Below are 23,044 nucleotides of genomic sequence, written 5' to 3' on the forward strand. Positions count from 1 at the left end.
GGCGGGGAATCCAGTACGCCGCGGCTTCTCGGTTCAATTACTGCGGCCTCTGGAATACTGGATCGCCCGCCCCAGTGCGCAAGTGCGCACAAGGCGGGCGATGACACTGAGTACGTGGTTGCAGACACGCCTTCGCAGCCTCGCGGCGCAATTCGCCCGAGTTTTGCTTGATCACTCCACCCTCAAATCCAAGAGGGCGCAGGGAAGGCCGGGTGCCGACATCGCACCCGCGGTCCGCTGCGCGAAAATGCACACGCAGGAAGAACCGCACAGCAGCATACAGGTGGTGCCGATCACTCGGCCTTCCCTGCGCGATGGTCGGACGGCTTATGCCGTGCTCTCCCGGGAGCCGAACTTTCCTTCTGGCCTCCCTCGCCGTTCGAATTGACGATGCCGTCCGCCCGGTTGGACTCGCGCGCATCTTCGAAAAGCTTGACCGTAGCAACGACGGCCAGGACCACACGGTTTTGCCGTACGCGCATTCGTTCGCGCCACAGGGTCGACGGCATCGTGCACGGTGCCGTCGAATGTCGGCGCGACGAACTGAACAGCGCCGTTCGTCTGCACGCGGCCATGGGCTCACAGGGACTACCCGCCCTGCCCACACCTCTCGTGCCGACGCTGCCGCGTCCACCGCAAGCCCGGCTCGCGATCAAGACGACCTCGAGATCGCCCCTCCTGGTTGAGCCGGGATGGCCGACGTATACGCCGAAACCGAATTTCGGTAAAGCGGAATCTTTTTTGCGGGACAGGATTGACAGAGGCCGACACAGGCAGGTGCCTTAGCGCTACGCTCACCCGGGCTACCACCTCACGCGCCGCCGCATCCCGGCTGACCGCGTAGGCGGCGACGAGCGCAGCCGCGCCGATCACGAAGCCCCAGGCGCCGTGTCCCGGCTCTGCAGCGCGCCGCCAAAAAAAGCGCTGCGCTGCGTCCGGGGCAAGAGAGCGATGCGCGCACATGTTCTCTCCAGCAACGTCATTGCGAAACGCTGGTCCATCCGAAGGCATCTGACAGCCCGCCGGAGTCAGAACGTGGCGCCGGCCTTGAGCAGATAGGTACGGCCGGGCAGCGGATAGGCGCTGAAGCGGCCGTCCGTGAAGGTGCTGGCGATGGCGTAGTCGTAGTAGAGCGCATTCAGCACATTGTTGACGCCGAGGGACCAGAAGTAGCGCTCATACTGGCCGCTGAGCTTGAGGTCGATCGTGCCGCCGGCCGGGATCGGCTTCTGGGTGCCCGCCTGGTCGTTGTCCATGCGCCGCTCGCTCCAGACGCGCGCAGTGGCATCGAGCACCACGTAGTTCTGCCAGATGTTCCAGCTGACACCCGCACTCGCCGTATAGCGCGACACCAGCGGCACGTCGTTGCCGGCCCAGGCGCCTTCGCGGAAGACCGCGCGGGTATAGGCCATGCCGGAGCGCAGCAGCAGGGTGTCGTTGACGCGATAGGACAGACTGGTCTCCGAGCCGTAGCGCCGGGTCGGATCGAGATTGGTGTTGTAGAACAGGACCGGGTTGAAATGGACCTCGTTGGTGAGGTCCATCAGATAGAGACTGCTCTGCAGCTGCAGACCGCCGCCCCTGATGCGCAGACCGCCCTCGATGTCCTGCGAGGTCTGGGTCTTGAGCTGGAACGTTTGCGGGATCGCGGCGAAAGTCAGGAGATCGAAGGACGGCCCCGAGGACAGGCGCTCGTCGACGTCAGGCGTGCGGAACGCGCGCGCGGCGCGAGCGAACAGCGAGACGACGTCGTTGAGACGATGCTCGCCCCCGAGATGCAGCGCATATTGGGTCTCGTCGCTCGTCAGCGGCAGCGCGCCGATGTCAGCATTGAACGGCGCCGCCGCGTCGAAATTGTCGCGTGCCGCAAGACGGACGTTCTGCACCCGCGCGCCGTAGGAGATGTCGGTCGTGGGCAGCACGCCCAATGTGTGCTGGAAATAACCCGCGACCGTCTGCTGCCTGAGGTCGTAATTGTGCCAGGCGGCGAGCCCCTGCCCGGCGCCGCGGTGCTGCGCAAAGCTCGCATCGTAATAGTCGATGCCGGTCAGGAGCTGCGACGGCAGGCCGAGCAGCAGGCTCTTCACGCTGAGCCGCGGCGTGATCGACCAATTCGTCAGATGGGACTCGACATAAGTCGACGTGAAGAAGGCCGGAACCGGCGTCGGGCTCGCGAAGAACGCACTCTGCTGCTTCTTGTCACGCACACCGCCGTCGACAATGAGATCGACGCCGTTGACCAGCGTCCTGGTGAAGCCGGCAGTCGCGCCAAAACCCTGCTGGTTGGCGTAGTTGAACGGCGTGCTGGTGCCGCGCCGATTGGTGGTGAGCTCGTCGAGACCGATGGAGGGATCGACGGTGCGGCCGCCCGGCAGCCGCAGCTCCTGATTATCGCCGGTGACGGTGAGAAACGCGCTCAGGCCTGGCGTGGTGTAGTTGAGATTGCCGACGCCGTTCTGCTGCGAATAGCGATTGTTGTCGCGATAGCCGTCGGTCCTGGCGGTATTGCCGTAGAACGAGGTCGACCACGGACCGGAATTGAGCGAGGTCGAGACGTTGCCGAGCCTGGTGTTGAACGAGCCGAAGCCGGCCTCGATGCGCGCGGTCGCGGGCGGTCCGCCGGCGCCGGTCTTGGTGACGATGTTGATCACGCCGCCGACCGCGTTGTCGCCGTAGAGCACCGCTCCGGAATTGCCGCGCGTGATCTCGATGCGCTCGATGGAATTGAGCGGGATGGTGGAGAGGTCCACCTGCGCCATGTCGATGTCGTTGAGCCGCCGGCCGTTGACCAGCACCAGCGTGTTGGCGATGGCAAAGGCGCCGAATCCGCGCAGGTCCACGCTGGTCTTGGCGCCGATCTGGCCGCCATAGAACGTCGTGATCTGGGCCCCCGGCACCTGCGTTGCGATGATCTCGGCAAGCGTCTGCGACGGCGAATGCGCGATATCCGCGGCCGTGATGACGGTCGTGGCGGCCCCGACGATGCCGCCGCTGCCGGCGGCAGCCTCCAAGCCCGAGCCGGATGAGCCGGTGCCATCGCCTGCCGGCGCGCCGTTCGCGGCCCGCCGCAGCCGCGTCGCATCGCCCTCACCGATCGCCCTCGCCCGCGTCCGGTTCCGATCGTCGGACTTGCTCACCTCGATGGGCGGCAATTGCTCGGCAAGCCCCTGCTGGGCGAAGGCGGTGGATAGATCCAGCGAATGGAGCGAGATGGATGCGAACAGACCGGCGCCAAGGCGCCGGGCGGCAGAAATGAGACGGGACAATGTTGTCACCTCGGTATGACGTCAGTGGCACGTCACAGCGAACGAGGTTTCACGGCAGAGCGGCGGACCGCTCCGGTAAAGCCAATGTCTGTACTCCCCGACCGACATCTTCGCGTGTGACCACGGCTGACGGCAGGTCTCCTGGCTCGCGGGTCGTTACCTTACGTCGCCTTCCCAGGACCGAGGTTCCCAGTGGCACAGGACGAAAGATTCACCGCTTACAGTTGCGGGGGCAGCCGTGGCGTTGAGACAGATCCCGGCATTGGGACGTCCCGCACCACATTCCCTTTTGATCTCCCTGGGGAGAACCGTCGCCGGCCATTTACGTGTCGCTCCGGCAGAGTGTCAATCGACCGTTGGGCGGCGCTCAGGTCCGTCCGCGAGGACGTTGCGCCTGGGCCCAGGCGGCCGTGACGTCGCGCGGCGGAACATCGATGCGTTTGATCGGGGTCAGTTCGCCGGAGGCCGAGACGATCGCGGTTTCCTCGCGGCGGCAGCGCGTGCAGACAAAGCGGACCTCATGCGGAGACGCCGACCAGCTCGACCGCTTCACATTGGCGGCCATCGGCCAGGCCTCGCAATGCGAGCACGACACCAGAAATCGACCGGGATCGAGCATACCCATTTCCATCGGACTCCACGTCCTGCCGCCTCTTCAATGATTAACCCAAGTGAATCGTTCCGGTGCCTAAGCACCGCCGATTGCGAGAGCCAGCTCCGGAGGCAGCCGCCAACGCGCTCAGCGCGCGCCCTTGAGGGTGCAGGAGGTCGAGCAGGTGACGGTGGTGCCGCGATCGCATGCCTTGCAGGCGTTAACGCACTGGTTCATGTCGCGGGGATTGTAGCTGTAGTTCCGCAAGGGGCAGGCCGGCGTCGTCGAGCCGGTGATGTCCTGCTCCTGGTCGCAGGCCGCCGTCATGAGCGCGAACACGATCACAGCAACGAGGCGCATGGGATTTGCCCTGTCTAGCACGACAATGACGTTCCGGTGCGCGCTGCATTGCAGCGAACTCCGGCCTTCCCACCACGGGCACCGCCGATCAGCGACGCCCGCATGCCATCAGGATGCGCGCCAAACCTTAAGAACGGATTGCAGCCGGCCTCAGGCCGCGGCCGCGATCGCCTGCCGCATGTCGAGCGCCAACTGCCGGTACTGCTCCGAAAGCTTCAGATAGAACTCGCGCTTGCTGGCGTCGGTGGCGAGCTTGGCGATCAGCTCGCATTCGGCGGTGAGCGTCTCAAACCGTTCCAGCCTGTCCTGAAGTTCTGGCATCGGCGTGTCCCCATCAAACGCCTCAAGGACGTCAAACCTAAGCCCGGGAAATAGGTCACGGCGAACATCGTTATCGAGCAGAAGCAATTTTTCCGGTGCGGCAGCCTATTTGCTGTCGAGACGCCAGGCGCCGTCCCATCCCTCGTCGGGCGGGCTCGCCTCGAGCTGCGCGATGCGGCCGAGCATCGTGCGCGAGGGCCCGTCACCGGGAACGGCTTCGAGGGCCGCGTTGAAGGCAGCGCGCGCCGCATCGAAGCGCCTGATACGATAGGCGGCGAGCGCCTCGGCATAGTGCGTGCGCAGGCTGGCTTGCGCATCGGTGAGCGTTCCCGCCCTCGCCATCACCTCGAAGATCGGCTGCGGCGCGCTCTGGCCGGCGACCGCCAGGCGATCGATCTCGCGCAGCTCGAGCCGCGATCCGATCGCCTCGGCGGTGGCCTGCGAGATCAGGATGCGGGTGCCGTAGACCTTGTTGACCGCTTCCAGCCGCGAGGCCAGGTTCACGGCATCGCCCATCACGGTGAAGCTCATCATCAGCTCGGAGCCGATGCTGCCGGTCAGCACCTCGCCGGTGGCGATGCCGATCCGCAAATCGCACGGCGCGGGCATGGCGCGGATGCCGAGCAGGTCGGGCAGCTGCCGCTGCAGCGCGGGCACCTGGTCGGCCATCTCGATCGCCGCGATGCCGGCCAGGAGGGCCTGCTCGTTCTCCTCGATGAAGGGCGGCCCCCAATAGGACATGATGGCATCGCCGATATACTTGTCGATGATGCCGCGATTGTTCCTGACGGGTGCGGACATCACCGTGAAATAGTGGTTCATCACCTTGACGAGGCCGCGCGGCGTCATGCCCTCGCTCATCGAGGTGAAGCCGCTCATGTCGCAGAACATGATGGTCATGACCCGGCGCTCGCCGTCGATCGCGATCTCCGGCCGGTCGATCAGCCCCTGCACCACCTTGGGATCGATGTAGCGGCCGAAGGTCTCGCGGATGCGCTCGTTGTGCCGGAGCTGCTCGGTCATGCGGTTGAAGGCCGCGGCGAGCTCGCCGATCTCGTCCTGGGTGGAGACGGTGATGGTCTTGTCGAAGCGGCCTGCCTCGACCTCCCGGGTTCCGGCGAGCAGCAGCCGCACCGGGCGGGTGATGCCGCTGGATACCATCAGCGCAAAGACGAAGCCGACGATCGCCGCGAGCAGCGTCACGACGCCCGAGACGACGATCGCCTGATGCTGGCGGCTGATCACCTGCGATGTCGAGAAGAAGACCTGCGTCAGCATGTCGGCGCGGATCGCATCGACCTTGCGGTTGAACTGGTCGCGCACCACGTCGATGTGCTCCAGCGTGCCGCGGGCCTCCGTCATCTGCCTGGCGTCGACCTGCTTGAGCAGCTTCGCATGGTCCTCATTCAGGTCGCGGCGCAGCTCGGTGACGGCGGTCTCGATGCGGATATCGATCCGCCCCAGCGCGGCATTGTCGGAATAGGTCCTGGGGTCGTCGATGATCGCGTTGATGAGCTTGCGTGCGGCCTCGGCGCCCTCCTCGATCTTGCGGTCGGATTCCTCGAAGTCGCGAAGGCGCGCCGCATAGGCCTGCTCGTCCGATGGCGCCTCCATCCTGGTCATGACCATCCGCCGCAGCGCCAGCGCCCGCTCCAGCGAGTGGATGTTGGCGCGGGCCAGATGGCTATAGGCCGGGATGTAGCGATTGGTCAGCTCGTCCAGAAGGACACCGACCTGGCTCGACATCACCATCGACAGGATCGAGGTGACCAGCATCAGGACGATCAGTCCGAGGGCGATGCCGACGATCTTGTGCCGGATCGACTGGTTGAAAATGGGCATAGCTGCGGGCAAAGGCCAAAAGGATGCAGGAGGGAACTCCATACACCGACCCAGCTGCGGGAACACGCGCAATCTGGTTCCTTCCAGCGCCTCGATCCGGCCTCGCCGTCGCGCACGTCCGGATCGTTAACAAAGGTTAAAGGGCGGCCAGCGCCTCAGTTCCCCGGAGTTCCCGCATCACATCCGTATTTCGCCGCAATGTTGCGACAGCGTGAGGACTGCGAGACGATGCCGTGGCATCGGATCCGGTGCCTTGATTCTCAAGCCGCATGTCGTCGCGGACCTTGGTTTGTGGTGGTTTCGCAGGGGGACCATGGAATGAACCAGTGCCTACGCTCGTTCGCGTGTGTCGTTGCCGTGGCCGCATTGGCTCTCCTTCCCACCGGGCTGGCGGCAAAAAGCAGTCACAAATCCTCCACGCCGAAGAAGACGCATGAGGCGAAAGCCGGCAAGCAGCGTCACGCCGCGGCGAAGTCCTCGGCCAAGTCGCGCCACGGCAAACATGCCGAGGCCAAGCGCAAGTCGAAGACCACCAACGAGCCTTCCAGCAAACCGGCGTTGCCGCCGCTGACCGGCGACCTCGCCGCGCTGAAGGACGCGATCGACCTCACGCGCAAGGGCAAGGGCGAGGATGCCAGCGCGGCGCGCGACCGCATTGCCGATCCCGCCGGGCAGAAGCTCGCGGACTGGTTCATGCTGCGCCATTCCGAGAGCACGGCGAATTTCAAGCGCTACGCCGCGTTCCTCACCGCCAATCCGGACTGGCCGAGCCGCCGCACGCTGCTGCGCCGCCGTGCCGAGGCGCGGCTGTGGCAGGAGAAGAGCGATGCTGCCACCGTGCACAAATTCACCATGGACCGCCCGATCAGCGCCAAGGGCAAGTTCGCGCTCGCCCGCGTGCTGCGCGCCGAGGGCGATACCGACCGGGCCGCGCATCTGGTGCGCGAGGCCTGGCGCACGGACGAATTGTCCGAGCGCAGCGAGCAGGATTCCTACGACGCGTTCGCAGATCTCCTCACCGCCGACGATCATCGCGCCCGCATGGACAAGCGGCTCGGCGCCAAGGACTACGCGGCGGCGCGGCGCGCCGCGAAACGGCTCGGCGAGGACGCGCTCGCGATCGTCAAGGCCTGCGCCGCCGTAACCGGCAAGGCCAGCAAGGCCAAGGATTATCTCGAGGACGTCCCGAGCGAAGCGCGGCGCGATCTCGGCTATGTGCTGTGCCGCGCCAAATGGCATCTCCAGAACGATCGTATCGACGATGCCGCCGAGGTGATCCTGGCCGCCGCGCCCGAGACCATGGCGGCCCAGGACACCGATGCCTGGTGGCGGGAGCGGCGCATGCTTGCGCGCAAGCTGCTCGACCAGGGCAAGTTCAAAACCGCCTATGACGTGGTGCGCACGGCCGCCGTGCCGGACAAGGAAGTCTATCGCGTCGACTATCATTTCATGTGCGGCTGGATCGCGCTACGCTTTCTCGACGATCCCAGGACGGCGATGGTGCACTTCGTCGCTGTCGACGAGGGCTCGTCCAATCCGATCGCGCTGTCGCGCGCCCATTACTGGCGCGGCCGCGCCGCCGAGGCGATGGGTGCTGCGGACGATGCGCGCATGAGCTATCGGGCGGCCTCGCGCTATCCGACCGCCTATTACGGCCAGCTGGCGCGCGCCAAGCTCGGCCTCGACCGCGTCGAGCTGCGAGCGCCCTCGCTCGTCCTGGCCGCGGCAGATACGCCACCCGCGGACGAGCGCGTGCGCGCCGCCGACATGCTCTACGGCATCGGCGAGCGCGACCTGGTGTTCTATTACGCCGAGGACTTTGCCAAGGAGAGCACCGACGTCGCCGCGCTCGAAGCGCTCGGCGAGCTCGCCCGGCGTCGCAACGATGCCCGCGTGATGCTGGAGGTCGGCAAGACGGCGCTGGCGCGCGGGCTCGCGCTCGACCATTACGCCTTTCCCACTATCGGCATCCCCGAGCACCGGCAGGTCGCGCCTGCGATCGAGACCAGCGTGATCTATTCGGTGGCGCGCACCGAGAGCTCGTTCGAGCAGCGCGACAAGTCGCATGCCAACGCGGTCGGGCTGATGCAGGTGACGCCGGAAGCGGGACGCGACACCGCGAAGCGCTTCGGCCTGATTTACGATTGGGACAGGATGGTCTCCGATCCCGTCTACAACACGCAGATGGGCGCCGCCGAGCTCAGCGCGCTGTTCTCGGAATATCGCGGCAATCAGATCATGACCTTCGCCGGCTACAATGCCGGCCGCGGTCGCGTGCGCGATTGGGTGCAGGCGCGCGGCGACCCCCGGGATCCCAAGGTCGACCCGGTCGACTGGGTCGAGCGCATCCCGCTGTCGGAGACGCGCAACTACGTCCAGCGCGTGATCGAGAACGTACTGGTCTATCGCGCGCGGTTCGAGGATAGCAGCATGGTCGCCGGCAAGAGCGACGAACGCGTCGTGACGAAGGACGCCAGCGCCACGGCGATGCCGGTGGATTGAACGCCTTTTCTCGTGTGTCCTGTCACTCCGTCTCAGGCGGACGAGGGACCGCCCAGGACGGATCCGCGCCGAATGGGTGATCCAGAAAGAAATACCACGTGCCGTCGTCGCCCCTACGGTGAACCTCCATCCCGTGATGATGCACCTCGATCGGCCTCCCGTCCTCCGCCTGGCCAGTAATGAGCCATTGCGAACGCGTCATCGCGAAATCGCCCGAGATGGTCGTGTGGTGGGTCACGACGTCCATGTGGGGCTTGAGCGCGATATAGGACGCCATGGTGGCCCGGATCGCGTCCGCGCCGCGCGCGATCTTGGTGCCTCCGTGCACCGCGTCGACCTGCACGATCGAAGCTTCCGGATGATAGAGGGCCGCTGCAGCGTCGACATCTTGCGCGTTGAAGGCGCGGGCGAGCCACAGATTGCTGAGTTCAGGCGCCGGGGAACCCATATTGACGTCTCCTTCGTGAAGTCAGCCCCGATGCTGCAGATAACGCGGCTTGCGTTAGGGGGCCATGATGCGAACCTGCAGTCGCGATGTGCACCATTGCACACCCTTTTTCGCTGAAACGGCCGATGCGCAGAATTCGGAGCCCATGCGTTTGCGGCGCCCTTTCCTTGAACATCGGAGCTCGGCTGCAATGGCCCACATACCCCGTCGCATCGAATGGAATGACCTGCGTTTTATGCTTGCAGTTGCCGAGCAGGGCGGGCTCGCTGGCGCTGCGCGCGCGTTAGGAGTGAACCGAACCACCGTGCTGCGACGCGTGAAGGCCTTCGAGCGGACGCACCAATGCCGGCTATTCGAACGGCTTCACACAGGGTACGGGCTCACCGCTGGCGGCGAGCAATTGCTCGCGACAGCAAGGCACGTTTCCGACGCGGTCGCCGACCTGGAGCGTCGTTTGGCCGGACGGGATCTGCAGATGCATGGCACGCTGCGGGTGGCCACGACCGATACGCTAGCCGCGGCCACCCTGCCCCAGCACTTGGCAGCCTTTCGAGTTCGCCACCCCGCCGTGATCATCGAATTGGTGGTCGGCAATATCCCCGCAGATCTGACCCGCCGCGAGGCTGACGTCGCGGTGCGCCCTATGACCGGTCCTCCCGAAGTGCTCCGCGGCAGGCGAGTGTGCGGACTCGCGTTCGGCATCTATGCGGCCCCGGGTGCCCATGCAGGCCCATGGCTCGTTCCCGACGACAGCCTGGCCGGGACTGTCGTCGGCCGCTGGACGCGGGCAAACGTGCCCGACGTCGAAATCGCGGCTCGCGCGGACAGTCTACTGGCGCTGCGCGACCTGGCATCCGCGGGACTGGGGCGGACCGTCCTGCCGTGCTACCTCGGCGAGGCGGCTGGCGGGCTAATACGGGTGGGAGAGGTCCTGCCGGATGCCAAATCCGAGCTTTGGCTGCTAACCCATGAGGACTTGAGCCGGACGGCACGGGTGCGCGCGTTTACCGAGTTTATGGCCCGTGTCCTCGGCGACGAGCGCGATTTGCTGGAAGGCCGCCGGGCCAATCCTTCGTCTCAATTGCGCGACCTGCGGGAGCCGCCCAAGTGACCCAGCGTCGAAGCGGACCGAGGCCAGATGAGTGGATGCGCTTGCGCATCCATCGGGCCAATGACCGCACCAGCTACAAGCCCCCTCAATCCACCTTGATGTTCGCCGCCTTGATGATCGGCCACCATTTTGCGATCTCGGCCTTCTGCCGGGTGCCGAGCGCTTCGGGGGCGAGCTGGTCCTTCGGTGTCATCTCCAGACCCTGGTTTTCGAGCTGCTTCCTCACGGCGGGATCGTTCAGCGCTTCCACGGCCGCGGCGTTGAGCTTTGCCACGATCTCCTTCGGCGTGCCCTTCGGAACCCACATGCCCGACCACAGCGTCATGTTGAAGCCCTTGAGGCCCGCCTCCTCCACGGTCGGGATCTCCGGCGCCGAGGCCAGGCGCTTGCTGTCGGTGATGCCGTAGGCGCGGATCGTGCCGGCGCGGACCTGACCGATCGAGTTGGAGGCTTGGTCGACCATGATGTCGATCTGGCCGGCGATCAGGTCGTTCAGTGCGGGCGCGGTGCCGCGATACGGCACGTATTGCAGCTTGATGCCGGAGACGCTTTCGAAATAGACGCCGGCGATGTGGCTGCCGGAGCCGGCGCCGGCGGTGCCCGCCGTCGGCGCCGAGCTGCGCGATTTCAGCCATTCGATCAGCTCTTTCAGCGACGTCGCGGGCACCGCGTTCTTGCTGACGACCATCATCGGATTGCTCGGCAGCAGCACCACCGGCTCGAGGTCGGCGACGAGATCGAATTTGAGCTTGTAGACCGCGCCGTTGGCGACGTGGGTGCCGAGATGGCCGAACGAGATGGTGTAGCCGTCCGGCGGCGATTGCACGGCGCGGCCGACGCCGATCGAGCCGCCCGCGCCGGTGACGTTCTCGATCACCACGGGCTGGCCGAGCGGCACCCGCATGCGCTCGGCAAGCACGCGCGCCATTGCATCGGACGGTCCGCCCGCCGCGAATGGCACGATGATGGTGATCGGACGGGTGGGATAGTCATCGGCGCGCGCGGCGCCGACAGCAGCGAGAACAGCAAACAGCGCAGCCCAGACGGCCTTCGTCATTGTCTTCTCCCCAGCGATGTCTTTGTTGTTTTTTGGCCCTCTGCCCGCGTACGGGAAGAGGGATCGTTCGTAGCCTATGCCGCGCTAGAACTGCGCGTAATCGATCGGCTTGTGACGGTCGAGCGTGCGCGTGACCGGCGGCAGCGGATATTTCAGGCCGGTGGCGCAGTTGAACAACATGACGCGATCGGACTTGCTGACGCGGCCGTCGGCGAGGCTCTCCTTGTAGGCGGCGTAGGTGGCGGCGCCCTCGGGACAGAGCAGCAACCCCTCCTCGCGCGCGACCTCGTTCAGCGCCGCCGAGATCTTGTCGTCGTCGACCGCGATGGCAAAGCCCTTGCTCTCGCGCACCGCGCGCAGGATCAGGAAATCGCCGATCGCCTGCGGCACGCGGATGCCGGAGGCGATGGTGTGGGCGTCCTCCCAGCGCGTGGCGTGCTCGGTGCCGGCCTCGTACGCGCGCACCATCGGCGCGCAGCCGGAGGCCTGCACCGCGACCATGCGCGGGCGCTTCGAGCCGATGAAGCCGATCTTCTCCAGCTCGTCGAACGCCTTCCACATGCCGATCAGGCCGGTGCCGCCGCCGGTCGGATAGAAGATCACGTCGGGCACGTCCCAGCCGAGCTGCTCGGCGAGCTCGAGGCCCATCGTCTTCTTGCCTTCGATGCGGTACGGCTCCTTCAGCGTGGAGGTGTCGAACCAGCCGACCTTGGCCTTGCCCTCGCCGACGATCTTGCCGCAATCGTCGATATAGCCGTTGACGCGGTAGACGGTCGCGCCCTGCAGCTCGATCTCGCTGACGTTCACCTCGGGCGTGTCGGCCGGGCAGAAGATCGTGGTCTTGATGCCGCAGCTCGTGGCATAGGCCGCCAGCGCCGCGCCGGCATTGCCGTTGGTCGGCATCGCCATGTGCTTGATGCCGAGCGCCTTGCCCATCGACACCGCCATCACGAGGCCGCGCGCCTTGAACGAGCCGGTCGGCAGCCGTCCCTCATCCTTGACGATGATCTCGCCGCCGCCGAGCTTCTTGCCGAGCTTGGGCAGCCGGATCAGCGGCGTGGTGACCTCGCCGAGCGAGACGATGTCCTGGCATTTGCGCACCGGCAGCAGCTCGCGATAGCGCCACATGTCGCCGGGGCGCTGCGCCAGCGCGTCCTTGGTCAGCGCCTTCTTCACGCCCGCGAGGTCGTAGCGCACCAGCAGCGGCTTGCCGGCCTTGGAGAGGTTGTGGACCTGGTCGGCGGCGTAATGATCGCCCTCCATCGCGCATTCGAGATGGGTGACGAAGGTCGGGCGTTCGATGGTGAGGTTGTCGTTGTCGTGCATGGCTCGATTCTTTCTTCTTCCTTGTTGCCAATGATCTCTATCGTCCGTCATTCCGGGGCGATGCGAAGCATCGAACCCGGAATCTCGAGATCCGGGTTCGCCTCTTCGAGGCGCCCGGAATGACGCGTTCGCTAAATATTCAGGACCCGTCCATACGCATCCAGCACGGCTTCCTTCATCATCTCCGACAGGGTCGGATGCGGGAACACGGTGTGCATCAGCTCCTCTTCCGTGGTCTCCAAATTCATCGCGACGACGTAACCCTGGATCAGCTCGGTGACTTCCGCGCCGACCATGTGGGCGCCAAGCAGCTGGCCGGTCTTCTTGTCGAAGATGACCTTGACGAGGCCCTGGTCCTCGCCGAGCGCGATGGCCTTACCGTTGCCGACGAAGGGGAAGCGGCCGACGCGGATCTCGCGGCCGTTCTCCTTGGCCTTGGCCTCCGTCAAGCCGACGGACGCCACCTGCGGATGGCAATAGGTGCAGCCCGGGATCATGGTCTTGTCCATCGGGTGCGGTTTGAGGCCCTTGATCGCCTCGATGCAGATCACGCCCTCATGCTCGGCCTTGTGCGCGAGCATGGGCGGACCTGCGACGTCGCCGATGGCGTAGATGCCGGGAACATTGGTCTTGCCGTAGCCGTCAACCACGACGATGCCGCGGTCGGTCTTCACGCCGAGTTTTTCGAGGCCCAGATTCTCGATGTTGCCGACGACGCCGACCGCCGAGATCACGCGCTCGAACTCGGTGGTGACGGGCTTGCCCTTGCCGTCGTCGATGGTGGCGAGGACGCTGTCGGCCTTCTTCTCGAGCTTGGTCACCTTGGTCGAGGACATGATCTTGATGCCCTGCTTCTCCAGGCGCTTGCGCGCGAGGCCCGCGATCTCGGCGTCCTCGACGGGCAGAATCTGCGGCAGCACCTCGACCACGGTGACCTCGCATCCCATGGTGTGGAAGAACGAGGCGAACTCGATGCCGATCGCGCCGGAGCCGACCACCAGCAGCGACTTCGGCATCCGCTCCGGCACCATCGCTTCGAAATAGGTCCAGACCAGCTTCTTGTCGGGCTCGAGCCCCGGCAGCACGCGCGGCCGTGCGCCGGTTGCGACGATGATGTGCTTGGCCTGATAGCTCCCCTCGCCCAGCGTGCCCTTCGGCGCCTCGACGTCGGACTTCTTCACGGTGACCTTGCCGGGTGCGTCGATCGAGGCCGCGCCCCAGATCACGCTGACCTTGTTCTTCTTCATCAGGAAGCCGACGCCGTCGTTGAGGCGCTTGGAGACGCCGCGCGAGCGCTGCACCACGGCCTTGGGATCGAACGAGACCTTCTCCGCCGACAGGCCGTAATCCCCGGCGTGCTGCATGTAGTGGTAGATCTCGGCCGAACGCAGCAGCGCCTTGGTTGGGATGCAGCCCCAGTTCAGGCAGATGCCGCCCAGATAGGATTTCTCGACGATCGCGGTCTTGAAGCCGAGCTGCGCGGCGCGGATCGCGGTGACGTAGCCGCCGGGACCGGAGCCGATGATGATGACGTCGAAGGATGTGTCGGCCATGGCGGCTCCCGTTCAACTCAAGAGGCGCCGCGGGCGCGGCGCTTGAAGACAATAGATCTGACCAGCCATTCAATGATCCCGATCAGGACCAGAATGGCCAGCGCGCTCAACACGATCGGTTGAGCGATGTTCCGCGACAGCTGCTCCCCCGAGAAGAAGGCGGACCGAAGAAAATCGAGCCCGATCGGATTGAGCGCGACGACGGCGCCGAGCAGCAGAGATATCCATGGCCAGCGGGTCCGGACATGCAAGCTTGCCCCCTCTGCCGCCGCGTCAGACCATCATCATCACGGGGTTTTCGATCAGCTGCTTGAACGCACCGATCAGCTCGGCGCCGAGCGCACCGTCGATGGCGCGGTGATCGCAGGACAAGGTCACGCTCATCATGTGCGCGATCTCGATCTTGCCGCCGCGCACGACGGGACGCTCCTCGCTGGTGCCGACCGCCAGGATGGTCGCATGCGGCGGGTTGATGACGGCGGTGAAGTGGCTGATGCCGTACATGCCGAGATTGGAGACGGCGGTGGTGCCGCCCTGATATTCCTCGGGCTTCAATTTGCGCGACCGTGCGCGCGCGGCAAAATCCTTCATCTCGTTGGAGATGACCGACAGCGTCTTGGTCTCCGCCTTGCGGATGATCGGCGTGATCAGGCCGCCGGGCATCGCCACGGCAACGCCGACGTCGGAATGATGGTGCTTGACCATGCCGCTTTCGGTCCAGCTCACGTTGCAGTTCGGGATCTTCTGCAGCGCCACCGCCATCGCCTTGATGACGAAGTCGTTGACCGAGATCTTGTAGAGCGGCTTCTTCTCCTTGTCCTTCGGCGCCGCCGCATTGATCTCCTCGCGCGCGGCAAGCAGCTTGCCGATGTCGCAGTCGATCGTGAGGTAGAAGTGCGGGACGTTCTGGATCGAGGCGGTCAGGCGCTGCGCGATGGTGCGGCGCATACCGTCATGCGGGACGATCTCGTAGGAGCCCGGCTCGAACAACGACAGGATCTGCTTGTCCGACATGGTCGGAGCGATCGCGGGCGCGCCGCCGGACGGCGGCGCCGCGGGCGCCTTGAGGCCCTTGCCTGATTTGGCCTGCTCGACGTCGCGTGCGACCACGCGGCCGTGCGGACCGGTGCCGGTGACCATGCCGACATCGATGCCGGCTTCCTTGGCGAGGCGGCGCGCCAGCGGAGATGAGAACACGCGGCCGCCATGACCGTTCGCCTGCGCGGCCGGAGCTGCGGCCTGCGGCGCGGGTGCCGCGGCAGGCGGCGGAGCGGCCTTGGGCGCGGCAGGTGCGAGCGCTGGCGCAGCAGCAGGAGCTTCAGCGGGCTTCTCCGCTTTCGGCGGCGCGGCCGAAGCGCTCGGCTTGGCGCTCCCCGCCGCCTTCACGTCCTCGCCCTCGCCGGCGAGCACGGCGATCACGTCGTTGACCGGGACGTCCTGCGTGCCCTCGGGCACCAGGATCTTGGCGATCGTGCCCTCGTCGATGGCCTCGACCTCCATGGTCGCCTTGTCGGTCTCGATCTCGGCGATGACGTCGCCGGACTTGACCTTGTCGCCTTCCTTCTTCAGCCATTTGGCGAGGTTGCCCTTCTCCATCGTCGGCGAGAGCGGGCATCAGGATGTTGATGGGCATGCTGACCTCAAGAAGAACTTTGCAAAACGTCGTCTTTCGACAGCGAAGACGACCAGGTTTAGTTGCCGATGTCGCCCTGCCACAGGCGCTCATTGGCCGGGATGGAACGCCAATTCTTCATCATGGTGATGGAGCGGTCATCGGCAAGGTCGATCCAGGGGATACCGAACTTGTCGAGGATGTCCTTGGAGCCTTCGAAGGTGACGGATTCGCCGATCACCACCAGCTTGACCTTGAAAAGCCCGAGCGCACCCGCGCACATCGAGCACGGCGACAGCGTGGTGTACATGACGGTGTCGTGAAACGAGATCGCGCCCGCTTCGCGCAGGCAGCTCATCTCGCCGTGCAGGATCGGATTGTTCTCCTGCACGCGGTTGTTGTGGCCGCGGGCGATGATCTTGTTGTCGCGCGTCAGCACGGCGCCGATCGGCAGGCCACCCTGCGCGATCGAAGCCTCCGCCTCACGGATCGCCTCCAGCATGAAATCGTAATGATAGGGCTCGATCGCCATGGTCAGTGCCCCTTGCCGCGCGGCGTCGTCGTGCCGGTGTCGGTGGGACGCTCGATCTCGGCCTGGAACATCTCGAGGATCCGGTTCAGCGCGTCCTCTTCGGTATATTCGCTCTCGCGCGCATAGGCGCGCGCGGCATGGCGGGCGAGATCGACGAGCAGGAGGCCCCACATGTCGGGCTCCTCGAAGGCGCGCTGGAACGCCATCGACAGCCCGCCGTCCAGCACGAACACGCGCAGGATCTCGACCGCGTCGTCGCGGGCCATGACGTCGGGCGGCAGTGGCTGCTCCTTGGGGCCCGCCATGGTCTACCTGTAGCAGACGGCTTTGGCGGCCTCGACGACCTCGGCCGCCGACGGCAGCGCGAGCTTCTCCAGGTTCGCCGCATACGGCATCGGCACGTCCTTGCCGGAGACGCGCGTCACCGGCGCGTCCAGATAATCGAAGGCGTTCTCCATGATGCGCGCGGCGATCTCGGCGCCGACGCCGCTCTGGGCCCAGCCCCTCCTCCACCGTCACCGCACGCCCGGTCTTCTTCACCGAGTTGATGATGGTCTCGGTGTCCATCGGGCGCAGCGTGCGCAGGTCGATCACCTCGGCCTCGATGCCGTCCTTGGCGAGTTCGTCGGCGGCCTTCAGCGCATAGGTCATGCCGTTCGACCAGGAGATGATCGTGACATGGCTGCCGGCGCGCACGATGCGCGCCTTGCCGATCGGGATGATGAAATCATCCAGCTTGGGGACTTCGCCGCTGTGGCCGTAGAGCACCTCGTTCTCGAGGAAGATCACCGGATTGGGATCGCGGATCGCGGCCTTGAGCAGGCCCTTGGCATCGGCGGCCGAATACGGCGCGACGACCTTGAGCCCGGGAACGTGCGAGTACCAGGCCGAGTAATCCTGGCTGTGCTGGGCGGCGACGCGCGCAGCCGCACCGTTGGGGCCGCGGAACACGATCGAGCAGCCCATCTGGCCGCCGGACATGTAGAGCGTCTTGGCGGCGGAGTTGATGATCTGGTCGATCGCCTGCATGGCGAAGTTGAAGGTCATGAACTCGACGATGGGCTTGAGGCCGGCCATCGCGGCACCGACGCCGACGCCGGCAAAGCCGTGCTCGGTGATCGGCGTATCGATCACGCGCTTGGCCCCGAATTCCTGGAGCAGGCCCTGCGTGACCTTGTAGGCGCCCTGATATTCGGCGACCTCCTCGCCCATCACGAAGACGTCGGCATCGCGGCGCATCTCTTCGGCCATGGCATCGCGCAAGGCTTCGCGGATGGTCTGCGTGATCATCTCGGTGCCCGCGGGCACTTCCGGATCGGGTTCGGCAACGGCCTGCGGCGCCGGCGCAGCCTTGGGCTGAGGCTCCTTGGGCTGAGGCGCCTCGGACTTGGCGGCGGCGGGCGGTGCGGATTCCGCCGCCTTCTCCTGCTTCGCCGGCGCGGACGCCTTGGCGAGATCGGCCGCGCTCTCGCCGTCGGCGAGAATGGTCGCGATCGGCGTGTTCACCGCGACGTCGGCGGTGCCCTCGGGGATCAGGATCTTGCCGAGCGTGCCCTCGTCGGTCGCCTCGACCTCCATGGTCGCCTTGTCGGTCTCGATCTCCGCGATCACGTCACCCGACTTGATCGCTTCGCCTTCTTTCTTCAGCCATTTGGCGAGGTTGCCCTTCTCCATCGTGGGCGACAACGCGGGCATCAGCACTTGAATTGGCATATCTTCTCCAAGGAAAGCTTGCGCGCGTTCAGCGGTAGACGTCGGTCCAGAGCTCGGCGGCATCCGGCTCAGGATCATGCTGGGCGAAATCGGCGGAGGCGTTGACGATGTCGCGCACCTCGGCGTCGATCGCCTTGAGGTCGGCCTCGCTGACCTTGGCGGCCAACAGGCGGTTGCGCACCTGCTCGATCGGGTCCTGATCGTGACGGACCTTCTCGACCTCCTCGCGTGTGCGATATTTTGCAGGATCGGACATCGAGTGCCCGCGGTAGCGATAGGTCTGCATCTCCAGGATGAAGGGCCCCTTGCCGGCGCGGCACCAGGCCGCCGCCTCCTCGCCCGCAGCCTTGACGGCGCGAACGTCCATGCCGTCGATCTGCTTGCCGGGGATGTTGAAGGACGCGCCGCGCTTGGAGAAATCCTGCTGCGCCGAGGCGCGCGAGACCGAGGTGCCCATGGCGTAGCGGTTGTTCTCGATGACGTAGATCACCGGCAGCTTCCAGAGCTCCGCCATGTTGAAGCTCTCGTAGACCTGGCCCTGGTTGGCTGCGCCGTCGCCGAAATAGGTGACGCTGACATTGTCGTTGCCGCGATAATGGTTGGCGAAGGCGAGACCGGTGCCGAGCGAGACCTGGGCGCCGACGATGCCGTGACCGCCGTAGAAGTGCTTCTCCTTGCTGAACATGTGCATGGAGCCGCCCTTGCCCTTGGAATAGCCGCCGCGGCGGCCCGTGAGCTCGGCCATGACGCCGTTGGCGTCCATGCCGGTGGCAAGCATGTGGCCATGATCGCGATAGCCGGTGATGACCTGATCGCCCTCCTTCAGGGCCATCTGCATGCCGACCACCACGGCCTCCTGGCCGATATAGAGGTGGCAGAAGCCGCCGATTGCACCCATGCCGTAGAGCTGGCCGGCCTTTTCCTCGAACCTGCGGATCAGGAGCATGTCGCGGAGCGCCTTGAGCTCCTGCTCCCTCGTGAATTCCGGAGGCGAACCGCCGTCGGTCTTGTCCTGTGGAGTGCTTGCGGCGGCTTTCTTGGGTGCGGCCATAGGAATTCCGGGTCAGAGAAAACTTTCGCCCTCTCTAACCCAAGTCAAACGCCCTTGGAAAGCACCGCAGCGACTTGGCACGACTTTCATTATGCCGCACTGCAACGTGGTCGAAATATTGGAAAATCTTTGGCGCCGATCGGGCAACAAATCTACGCGTCACGATGCGGCGTTATGACCAGCTCAAGAACTATGCACCATGCCGATCCCAGTCGTCGAAGTGGACGGCGCCGGACGAGGCGCCGCCCTCCGCATTCTCGATCAGAAGAAGCCGAGCTTCTTCGGGCTGTAGCTGACCAGGAGGTTCTTGGTCTGCTGATAATGATCGAGCATCATCTTGTGGGTCTCGCGACCGACGCCCGACTGCTTGTAGCCGCCGAACGCCGCGTGGGCGGGATAGGCGTGGTAGCAATTGGTCCAGACCCGGCCGGCCTGGATCGCCCGGCCGAAGCGGTAGCAGCGGTTGGCATCGCGGCTCCAGACGCCGGCCCCAAGCCCGTACAGCGTGTCGTTGGCGATCTCGAGCGCCTCGTCGTCGGTCTTGAAGGTCGTGACCGAGACCACGGGGCCGAAGATCTCTTCCTGGAAGATCCGCATCTTGTTGTGGCCCTCGAACACGGTCGGCTTGACGTAGAAGCCGCCGGCGAGATCGCCTCCGAGCTCGGCCCGTCCGCCGCCCGCGAGCACCTTGGCGCCCTCCTGCTTGCCGATGTCGATGTAGGACAGGATCTTCGCCAGCTGCTCGCCGGAGGCCTGCGCGCCGATCATGGTGGTGGCATCGCGCGGGTCGCCCTGCGTGATCGCAGCAACGCGCTTCAAGGCCCGCTCCATGAAGCGGTCATAGATGTCGGCATGGACCAGCGCGCGGCTCGGACAGGTGCAGACCTCGCCCTGGTTCAGCGCGAACATGACGAAGCCTTCGATCGCCTTGTCGAAGAAATCGTCGTCCTCGGCCGTGACGTCCTTGAAGAAGATATTGGGCGACTTGCCGCCGAGCTCCAGCGTGACGGGAATGAGGTTCTGGCTGGCGTACTGCATGATCAGCCGGCCCGTCGTGGTCTCGCCGGTGAAGGCGATCTTGGCGATGCGCGGGCTCGAGGCCAGCGGCTTGCCGGCCTCGAGGCCAAAGCCGTTGACGATGTTGAGGACGCCGGGCGGCAGGATGTCGGCGATGATCTCGGCCCAGACCATGATCGAGGCCGGGGTCTGCTCGGCCGGCTTCAGCACCACGCAATTGCCGGCGGCGAGCGCGGGCGCGAGCTTCCAGCAGGCCATCAGCAGCGGGAAGTTCCAGGGGATGATCTGGCCGACCACGCCGAGCGGCTCGTGGAAATGATAGGCGATGGTGTCGTGGTCGATCTCGCCGATCGAGCCTTCCTGGGCGCGCACCACGCCGGCGAAATAGCGGAAATGGTCGATCGCCAGCGGCAGGTCGGCGGCGCGGGTCTCACGGATCGGCTTGCCGTTGTCCCAGGTCTCGGCGATGGCGAGACGCTCCAGATCTCTTCCATGCGATCGGCGATCCGGTTCAGGACCGCGGCGCGCTCGGCGACGCTGGTGCGGCCCCAGGCCGCCTTGGCGGCATGCGCCGCATCGAGGGCCGCCTCGACGTCCTGCGCGTCGGAGCGCGCGATCTTGCAGACGACCTGACCGGTCACCGGCGAGGCGTTGTCGAAATATTTGCCGGAGATCGGCGCGACGAACTTGCCGCCGATGAAGTTGTCATAGCGTTCGGCGAAGGGAACTTTGGTGACGCTGAGGAATTCCACCTTGTTCATTGATCACTCCCGTTGATTGCTGTTGGCTTGTCGTCGTGTGTTCACGACTTGCGCCGACGATGTCGCGGGAGGGCTTCGCTGTCAGCCAGGGGGAAAGCGATGGCGGGACCGACCTGTCGCAGTTCTGCGACACACTCTCGTGTCTCGGACGCGCGGCAACGCTCTTGGCGTTGCTGCGCGAGCCGGGACCCGGAAGGCGGGCACGGGAGAATGCGGCGACATGGGCCCGGCTCAGCAGCGCGCCACGTCGCAAGGGCGACGCGCTGCGCTGCGTCCGGGGCACGAGATCGGAGTTCGAGTAAACAGCGCGGCCTAGTGGTTCAGCTCGAACCGCTTCAGCTTTCGATGCAGCGTGGCGCGGCTGATGCCGAGGGCCTTGGCGGCCGCCGAGACATTGCCGCCGGCGCGGAGCATTGCCCGTTGCACCACCGCGCGCTGGCCGCCGGCAAGATGATCGTGCGCGGTGTCGCCGCCGAGCAGATCGGCTGCGGGCATCGGCCGCCATGCCCGGCCGGGGGCGATTCCGAGCGCCACCCGGGCGGAGCGGGTCGCACCGATCACGAGATCGTCCGCATCGACCGCGACGAGGCCGCCGCCTTGGCCGTCCGCGGCTTGCGTCAGCACGATGCGGGCATGGGCGAACGCCTTGCGGAACAGATCCGCTTCGATCCGTTTGGCCGCCTCGCCCGCCGCAAGCGCGATCAGGCTGGAGAACGCGTCGGTGCGGTCGGCGCGGCAGGAGGAGACGTCGAGCACGCCGGCGAGCGCGGCCTCATGGTCGTAAATCGGAACGGCGGTGCAGCTCAGCAGCGTGTTGCGGGCAAAGAAATGCTGGTCGCGGTCGATCGTCAGCGCACGCTGCTCGACGAGGCAGGTGCCAATGCCGTTGGTGCCTTCATGCTCCTCGCTCCAGAGCGCACCGGTCCACAGTCCCCAAGACTGAAACGTCGCGTCGTCCGCCGGCGTGCCGCGACGGTCGACCGGCACGCCCTCGCCGTCGGCGAGCAGCACGCAGCAACCGCTGGCGCCGACGGCCTGGTAGAGCCGGTCCATCGCGCCTTGCGCGGCCGCCAGCAGCGGCGCGACGCGCTCGCGCGCCCGGTGCAGTTCGGCTTCGGTCAGCCGCATCGGCGAGGTGCGGCCGCCGGGATCGAGATGGTGCAATCTGGACGAACGGCGCCACGAGGCCACGAGCGCGGATCGTGCCGCCTGGCCTGACGCGATGGCGGCCTCGACACGGGCCGCGTGATGCCGGGGCATTGACCCATTCATCACAGTTTCCTCCGGATGACAGACTAGAACGTGCCGGCGCCACCCGTTTGATCTGCGTCAACTTCAGCGAGCGCTGCACAAGCCATGAGCCCGCCGCGGTGCCGTCGTCAAGGCAGCCGACCGGTTCCGGACTTACGACCTTCGAAGGAGCATGGCGCCAAGAAGCCGGATCTCGGCAGCGGCTTTCGCGCCCGTTTCGCAATGCGCGAGCAACGCTACTTCGCCGGGATCATCCGAACGAGATCGCGCGGATTGACATAATCGAGCTGGAAGCGCGCCCGCTCGTCCAGCATATCGGGATCGATCCGCTCGGACCGCAGCAGCGACACCCGCTGCTCGCTCCTGACGCGCTCACGCTTGAGCTGGGCCAGTTCGCTGGTCAGCGCGATGATCTCCTGATCGAGCTCCTGGCGGGCGTTGAGGCCGTATTTGCCGGTATAGGCGTTGACGCCGAAATAGCCGACGATGGCGGCCGCCATCGCGTAGAGGGCAAGTCCGGTCAGGATCGATTTCAGGCGCGCGCGGGAGACCATCCTGCGAAGATGGGTCAGGTTGGTTAAGGGAGTGCTAACTCCGAGCAAACCGTCATTCCGGGGCGATGCGTAGCATCGAACCCTGGTGCGCAATTGCGCACCTGAGAATCTCGAGATTCCGGGTTCGGCTCTTCGAGCCGCCCCGGAATGACGAGCCCATTTGCCGTTCGTTCAA

17 protein-coding genes, 3 pseudogenes and 1 riboswitch are annotated in these 23,044 nt (G+C 65.7%); of the genes and pseudogenes, 2 read left to right on the forward strand and 18 right to left on the reverse strand.

Translation table 11 applies throughout. The annotated features are described in order from the left end of the window. Positions 1 to 1,028: 1,028 nt before the first annotated feature. From ACETMP_RS07550 to ACETMP_RS07570, 5 genes are all read right to left on the reverse strand, one after another. Entirely contained in the window at positions 1,029 to 3,266 is a 2,238-nt protein-coding gene (locus tag ACETMP_RS07550; RefSeq protein ID WP_375160468.1) for a TonB-dependent receptor, read from the reverse strand. A gap of 113 nt (positions 3,267 to 3,379) precedes the next feature. Then, positions 3,380 to 3,594, reverse strand: a riboswitch (cobalamin riboswitch). A 39-nt stretch (positions 3,595 to 3,633) separates the two neighbouring features. Next, a complete protein-coding gene (locus tag ACETMP_RS07555) occupies positions 3,634 to 3,897 on the reverse strand; it encodes a hypothetical protein (protein ID WP_375160469.1) in 264 nt (87 codons plus the stop codon). A gap of 108 nt (positions 3,898 to 4,005) precedes the next feature. Then, positions 4,006 to 4,218, reverse strand: coding sequence for a hypothetical protein (locus ACETMP_RS07560; RefSeq protein WP_375160470.1), 213 nt, complete (start codon positions 4,216 to 4,218; stop codon positions 4,006 to 4,008). Positions 4,219 to 4,368: 150 nt separating this feature from the next. Next, the gene (locus ACETMP_RS07565) at positions 4,369 to 4,539 is read right to left on the reverse strand and encodes a hypothetical protein (protein WP_375160471.1); all 171 of its coding nucleotides are present in this window, start codon (positions 4,537 to 4,539) and stop codon (positions 4,369 to 4,371) included. A gap of 105 nt (positions 4,540 to 4,644) precedes the next feature. Beyond that, positions 4,645 to 6,381, reverse strand: a complete 1,737-nt coding sequence (locus ACETMP_RS07570; protein ID WP_375160472.1) for an adenylate/guanylate cyclase domain-containing protein — start codon at positions 6,379 to 6,381, stop codon at positions 4,645 to 4,647. Between the two features lie 318 nt (positions 6,382 to 6,699). On the opposite strand from ACETMP_RS07570, the gene ACETMP_RS07575 reads away from it, so the two are divergent. Beyond that, complete coding sequence (locus ACETMP_RS07575) at positions 6,700 to 8,883, forward strand: transglycosylase SLT domain-containing protein (protein WP_375160473.1); 2,184 nt, start codon at positions 6,700 to 6,702, stop codon at positions 8,881 to 8,883. A gap of 22 nt (positions 8,884 to 8,905) precedes the next feature. Here ACETMP_RS07575 and ACETMP_RS07580 read toward each other — a convergent pair whose 3' ends face one another. Further along, the gene (locus tag ACETMP_RS07580; RefSeq protein ID WP_375160474.1) at positions 8,906 to 9,331 is read right to left on the reverse strand and encodes a YybH family protein; all 426 of its coding nucleotides are present in this window, start codon (positions 9,329 to 9,331) and stop codon (positions 8,906 to 8,908) included. A gap of 190 nt (positions 9,332 to 9,521) precedes the next feature. Between ACETMP_RS07580 and ACETMP_RS07585 the strand changes: the two genes are divergently transcribed. After that, entirely contained in the window at positions 9,522 to 10,442 is a 921-nt protein-coding gene (locus tag ACETMP_RS07585) for a LysR family transcriptional regulator (protein ID WP_375160475.1), read from the forward strand. 85 nt (positions 10,443 to 10,527) lie between these two features. On the opposite strand, the gene ACETMP_RS07590 is transcribed toward ACETMP_RS07585, so the two are convergent. From ACETMP_RS07590 to ACETMP_RS07645, 12 genes and pseudogenes are all read right to left on the reverse strand, one after another. Further along, positions 10,528 to 11,499, reverse strand: a complete 972-nt coding sequence (locus tag ACETMP_RS07590) for a tripartite tricarboxylate transporter substrate binding protein BugD (RefSeq protein ID WP_375160476.1) — start codon at positions 11,497 to 11,499, stop codon at positions 10,528 to 10,530. Between the two features lie 84 nt (positions 11,500 to 11,583). Then, positions 11,584 to 12,825, reverse strand: a complete 1,242-nt coding sequence (locus ACETMP_RS07595) for a threonine synthase (RefSeq protein WP_375160477.1) — start codon at positions 12,823 to 12,825, stop codon at positions 11,584 to 11,586. 131 nt (positions 12,826 to 12,956) lie between these two features. Then, positions 12,957 to 14,378 (reverse strand): dihydrolipoyl dehydrogenase, encoded by a 1,422-nt coding sequence (gene lpdA / locus ACETMP_RS07600; protein ID WP_375160478.1) that lies wholly within the window; start codon positions 14,376 to 14,378, stop codon positions 12,957 to 12,959. Positions 14,379 to 14,395: 17 nt separating this feature from the next. Next, positions 14,396 to 14,629, reverse strand: a complete 234-nt coding sequence (locus ACETMP_RS07605) for a hypothetical protein (protein WP_375160479.1) — start codon at positions 14,627 to 14,629, stop codon at positions 14,396 to 14,398. A 22-nt stretch (positions 14,630 to 14,651) separates the two neighbouring features. Continuing rightward, positions 14,652 to 16,011: pseudogene (locus ACETMP_RS07610) on the reverse strand (pyruvate dehydrogenase complex dihydrolipoamide acetyltransferase). 58 nt (positions 16,012 to 16,069) lie between these two features. Further along, the gene (locus tag ACETMP_RS07615; RefSeq protein ID WP_028136213.1) at positions 16,070 to 16,522 is read right to left on the reverse strand and encodes a nucleoside deaminase; all 453 of its coding nucleotides are present in this window, start codon (positions 16,520 to 16,522) and stop codon (positions 16,070 to 16,072) included. Positions 16,523 to 16,524: 2 nt separating this feature from the next. Continuing rightward, positions 16,525 to 16,827 (reverse strand): DUF5076 domain-containing protein, encoded by a 303-nt coding sequence (locus ACETMP_RS07620; protein ID WP_028136212.1) that lies wholly within the window; start codon positions 16,825 to 16,827, stop codon positions 16,525 to 16,527. A gap of 3 nt (positions 16,828 to 16,830) precedes the next feature. Next, positions 16,831 to 18,235: pseudogene (locus ACETMP_RS07625) on the reverse strand (pyruvate dehydrogenase complex E1 component subunit beta). Between the two features lie 28 nt (positions 18,236 to 18,263). Next, positions 18,264 to 19,286: a pyruvate dehydrogenase (acetyl-transferring) E1 component subunit alpha gene (pdhA, locus tag ACETMP_RS07630; protein ID WP_375160480.1), complete on the reverse strand. Its 1,023-nt coding sequence runs from the start codon at positions 19,284 to 19,286 to the stop codon at positions 18,264 to 18,266. 261 nt (positions 19,287 to 19,547) lie between these two features. Further along, positions 19,548 to 21,064, reverse strand: a pseudogene (gene adh / locus ACETMP_RS07635) (aldehyde dehydrogenase). 312 nt (positions 21,065 to 21,376) lie between these two features. After that, positions 21,377 to 22,336, reverse strand: coding sequence for a GAF domain-containing protein (locus ACETMP_RS07640; RefSeq protein ID WP_375160481.1), 960 nt, complete (start codon positions 22,334 to 22,336; stop codon positions 21,377 to 21,379). A gap of 215 nt (positions 22,337 to 22,551) precedes the next feature. Beyond that, positions 22,552 to 22,869 (reverse strand): septum formation initiator family protein, encoded by a 318-nt coding sequence (locus ACETMP_RS07645; protein ID WP_028136207.1) that lies wholly within the window; start codon positions 22,867 to 22,869, stop codon positions 22,552 to 22,554. Between the last annotated feature and the right edge of the window lie 175 nt (positions 22,870 to 23,044).

The organism is Bradyrhizobium dasycarpum (genome assembly GCF_042019905.1).
Lineage (GTDB): Bacteria > Pseudomonadota > Alphaproteobacteria > Rhizobiales > Xanthobacteraceae > Bradyrhizobium > Bradyrhizobium japonicum_B.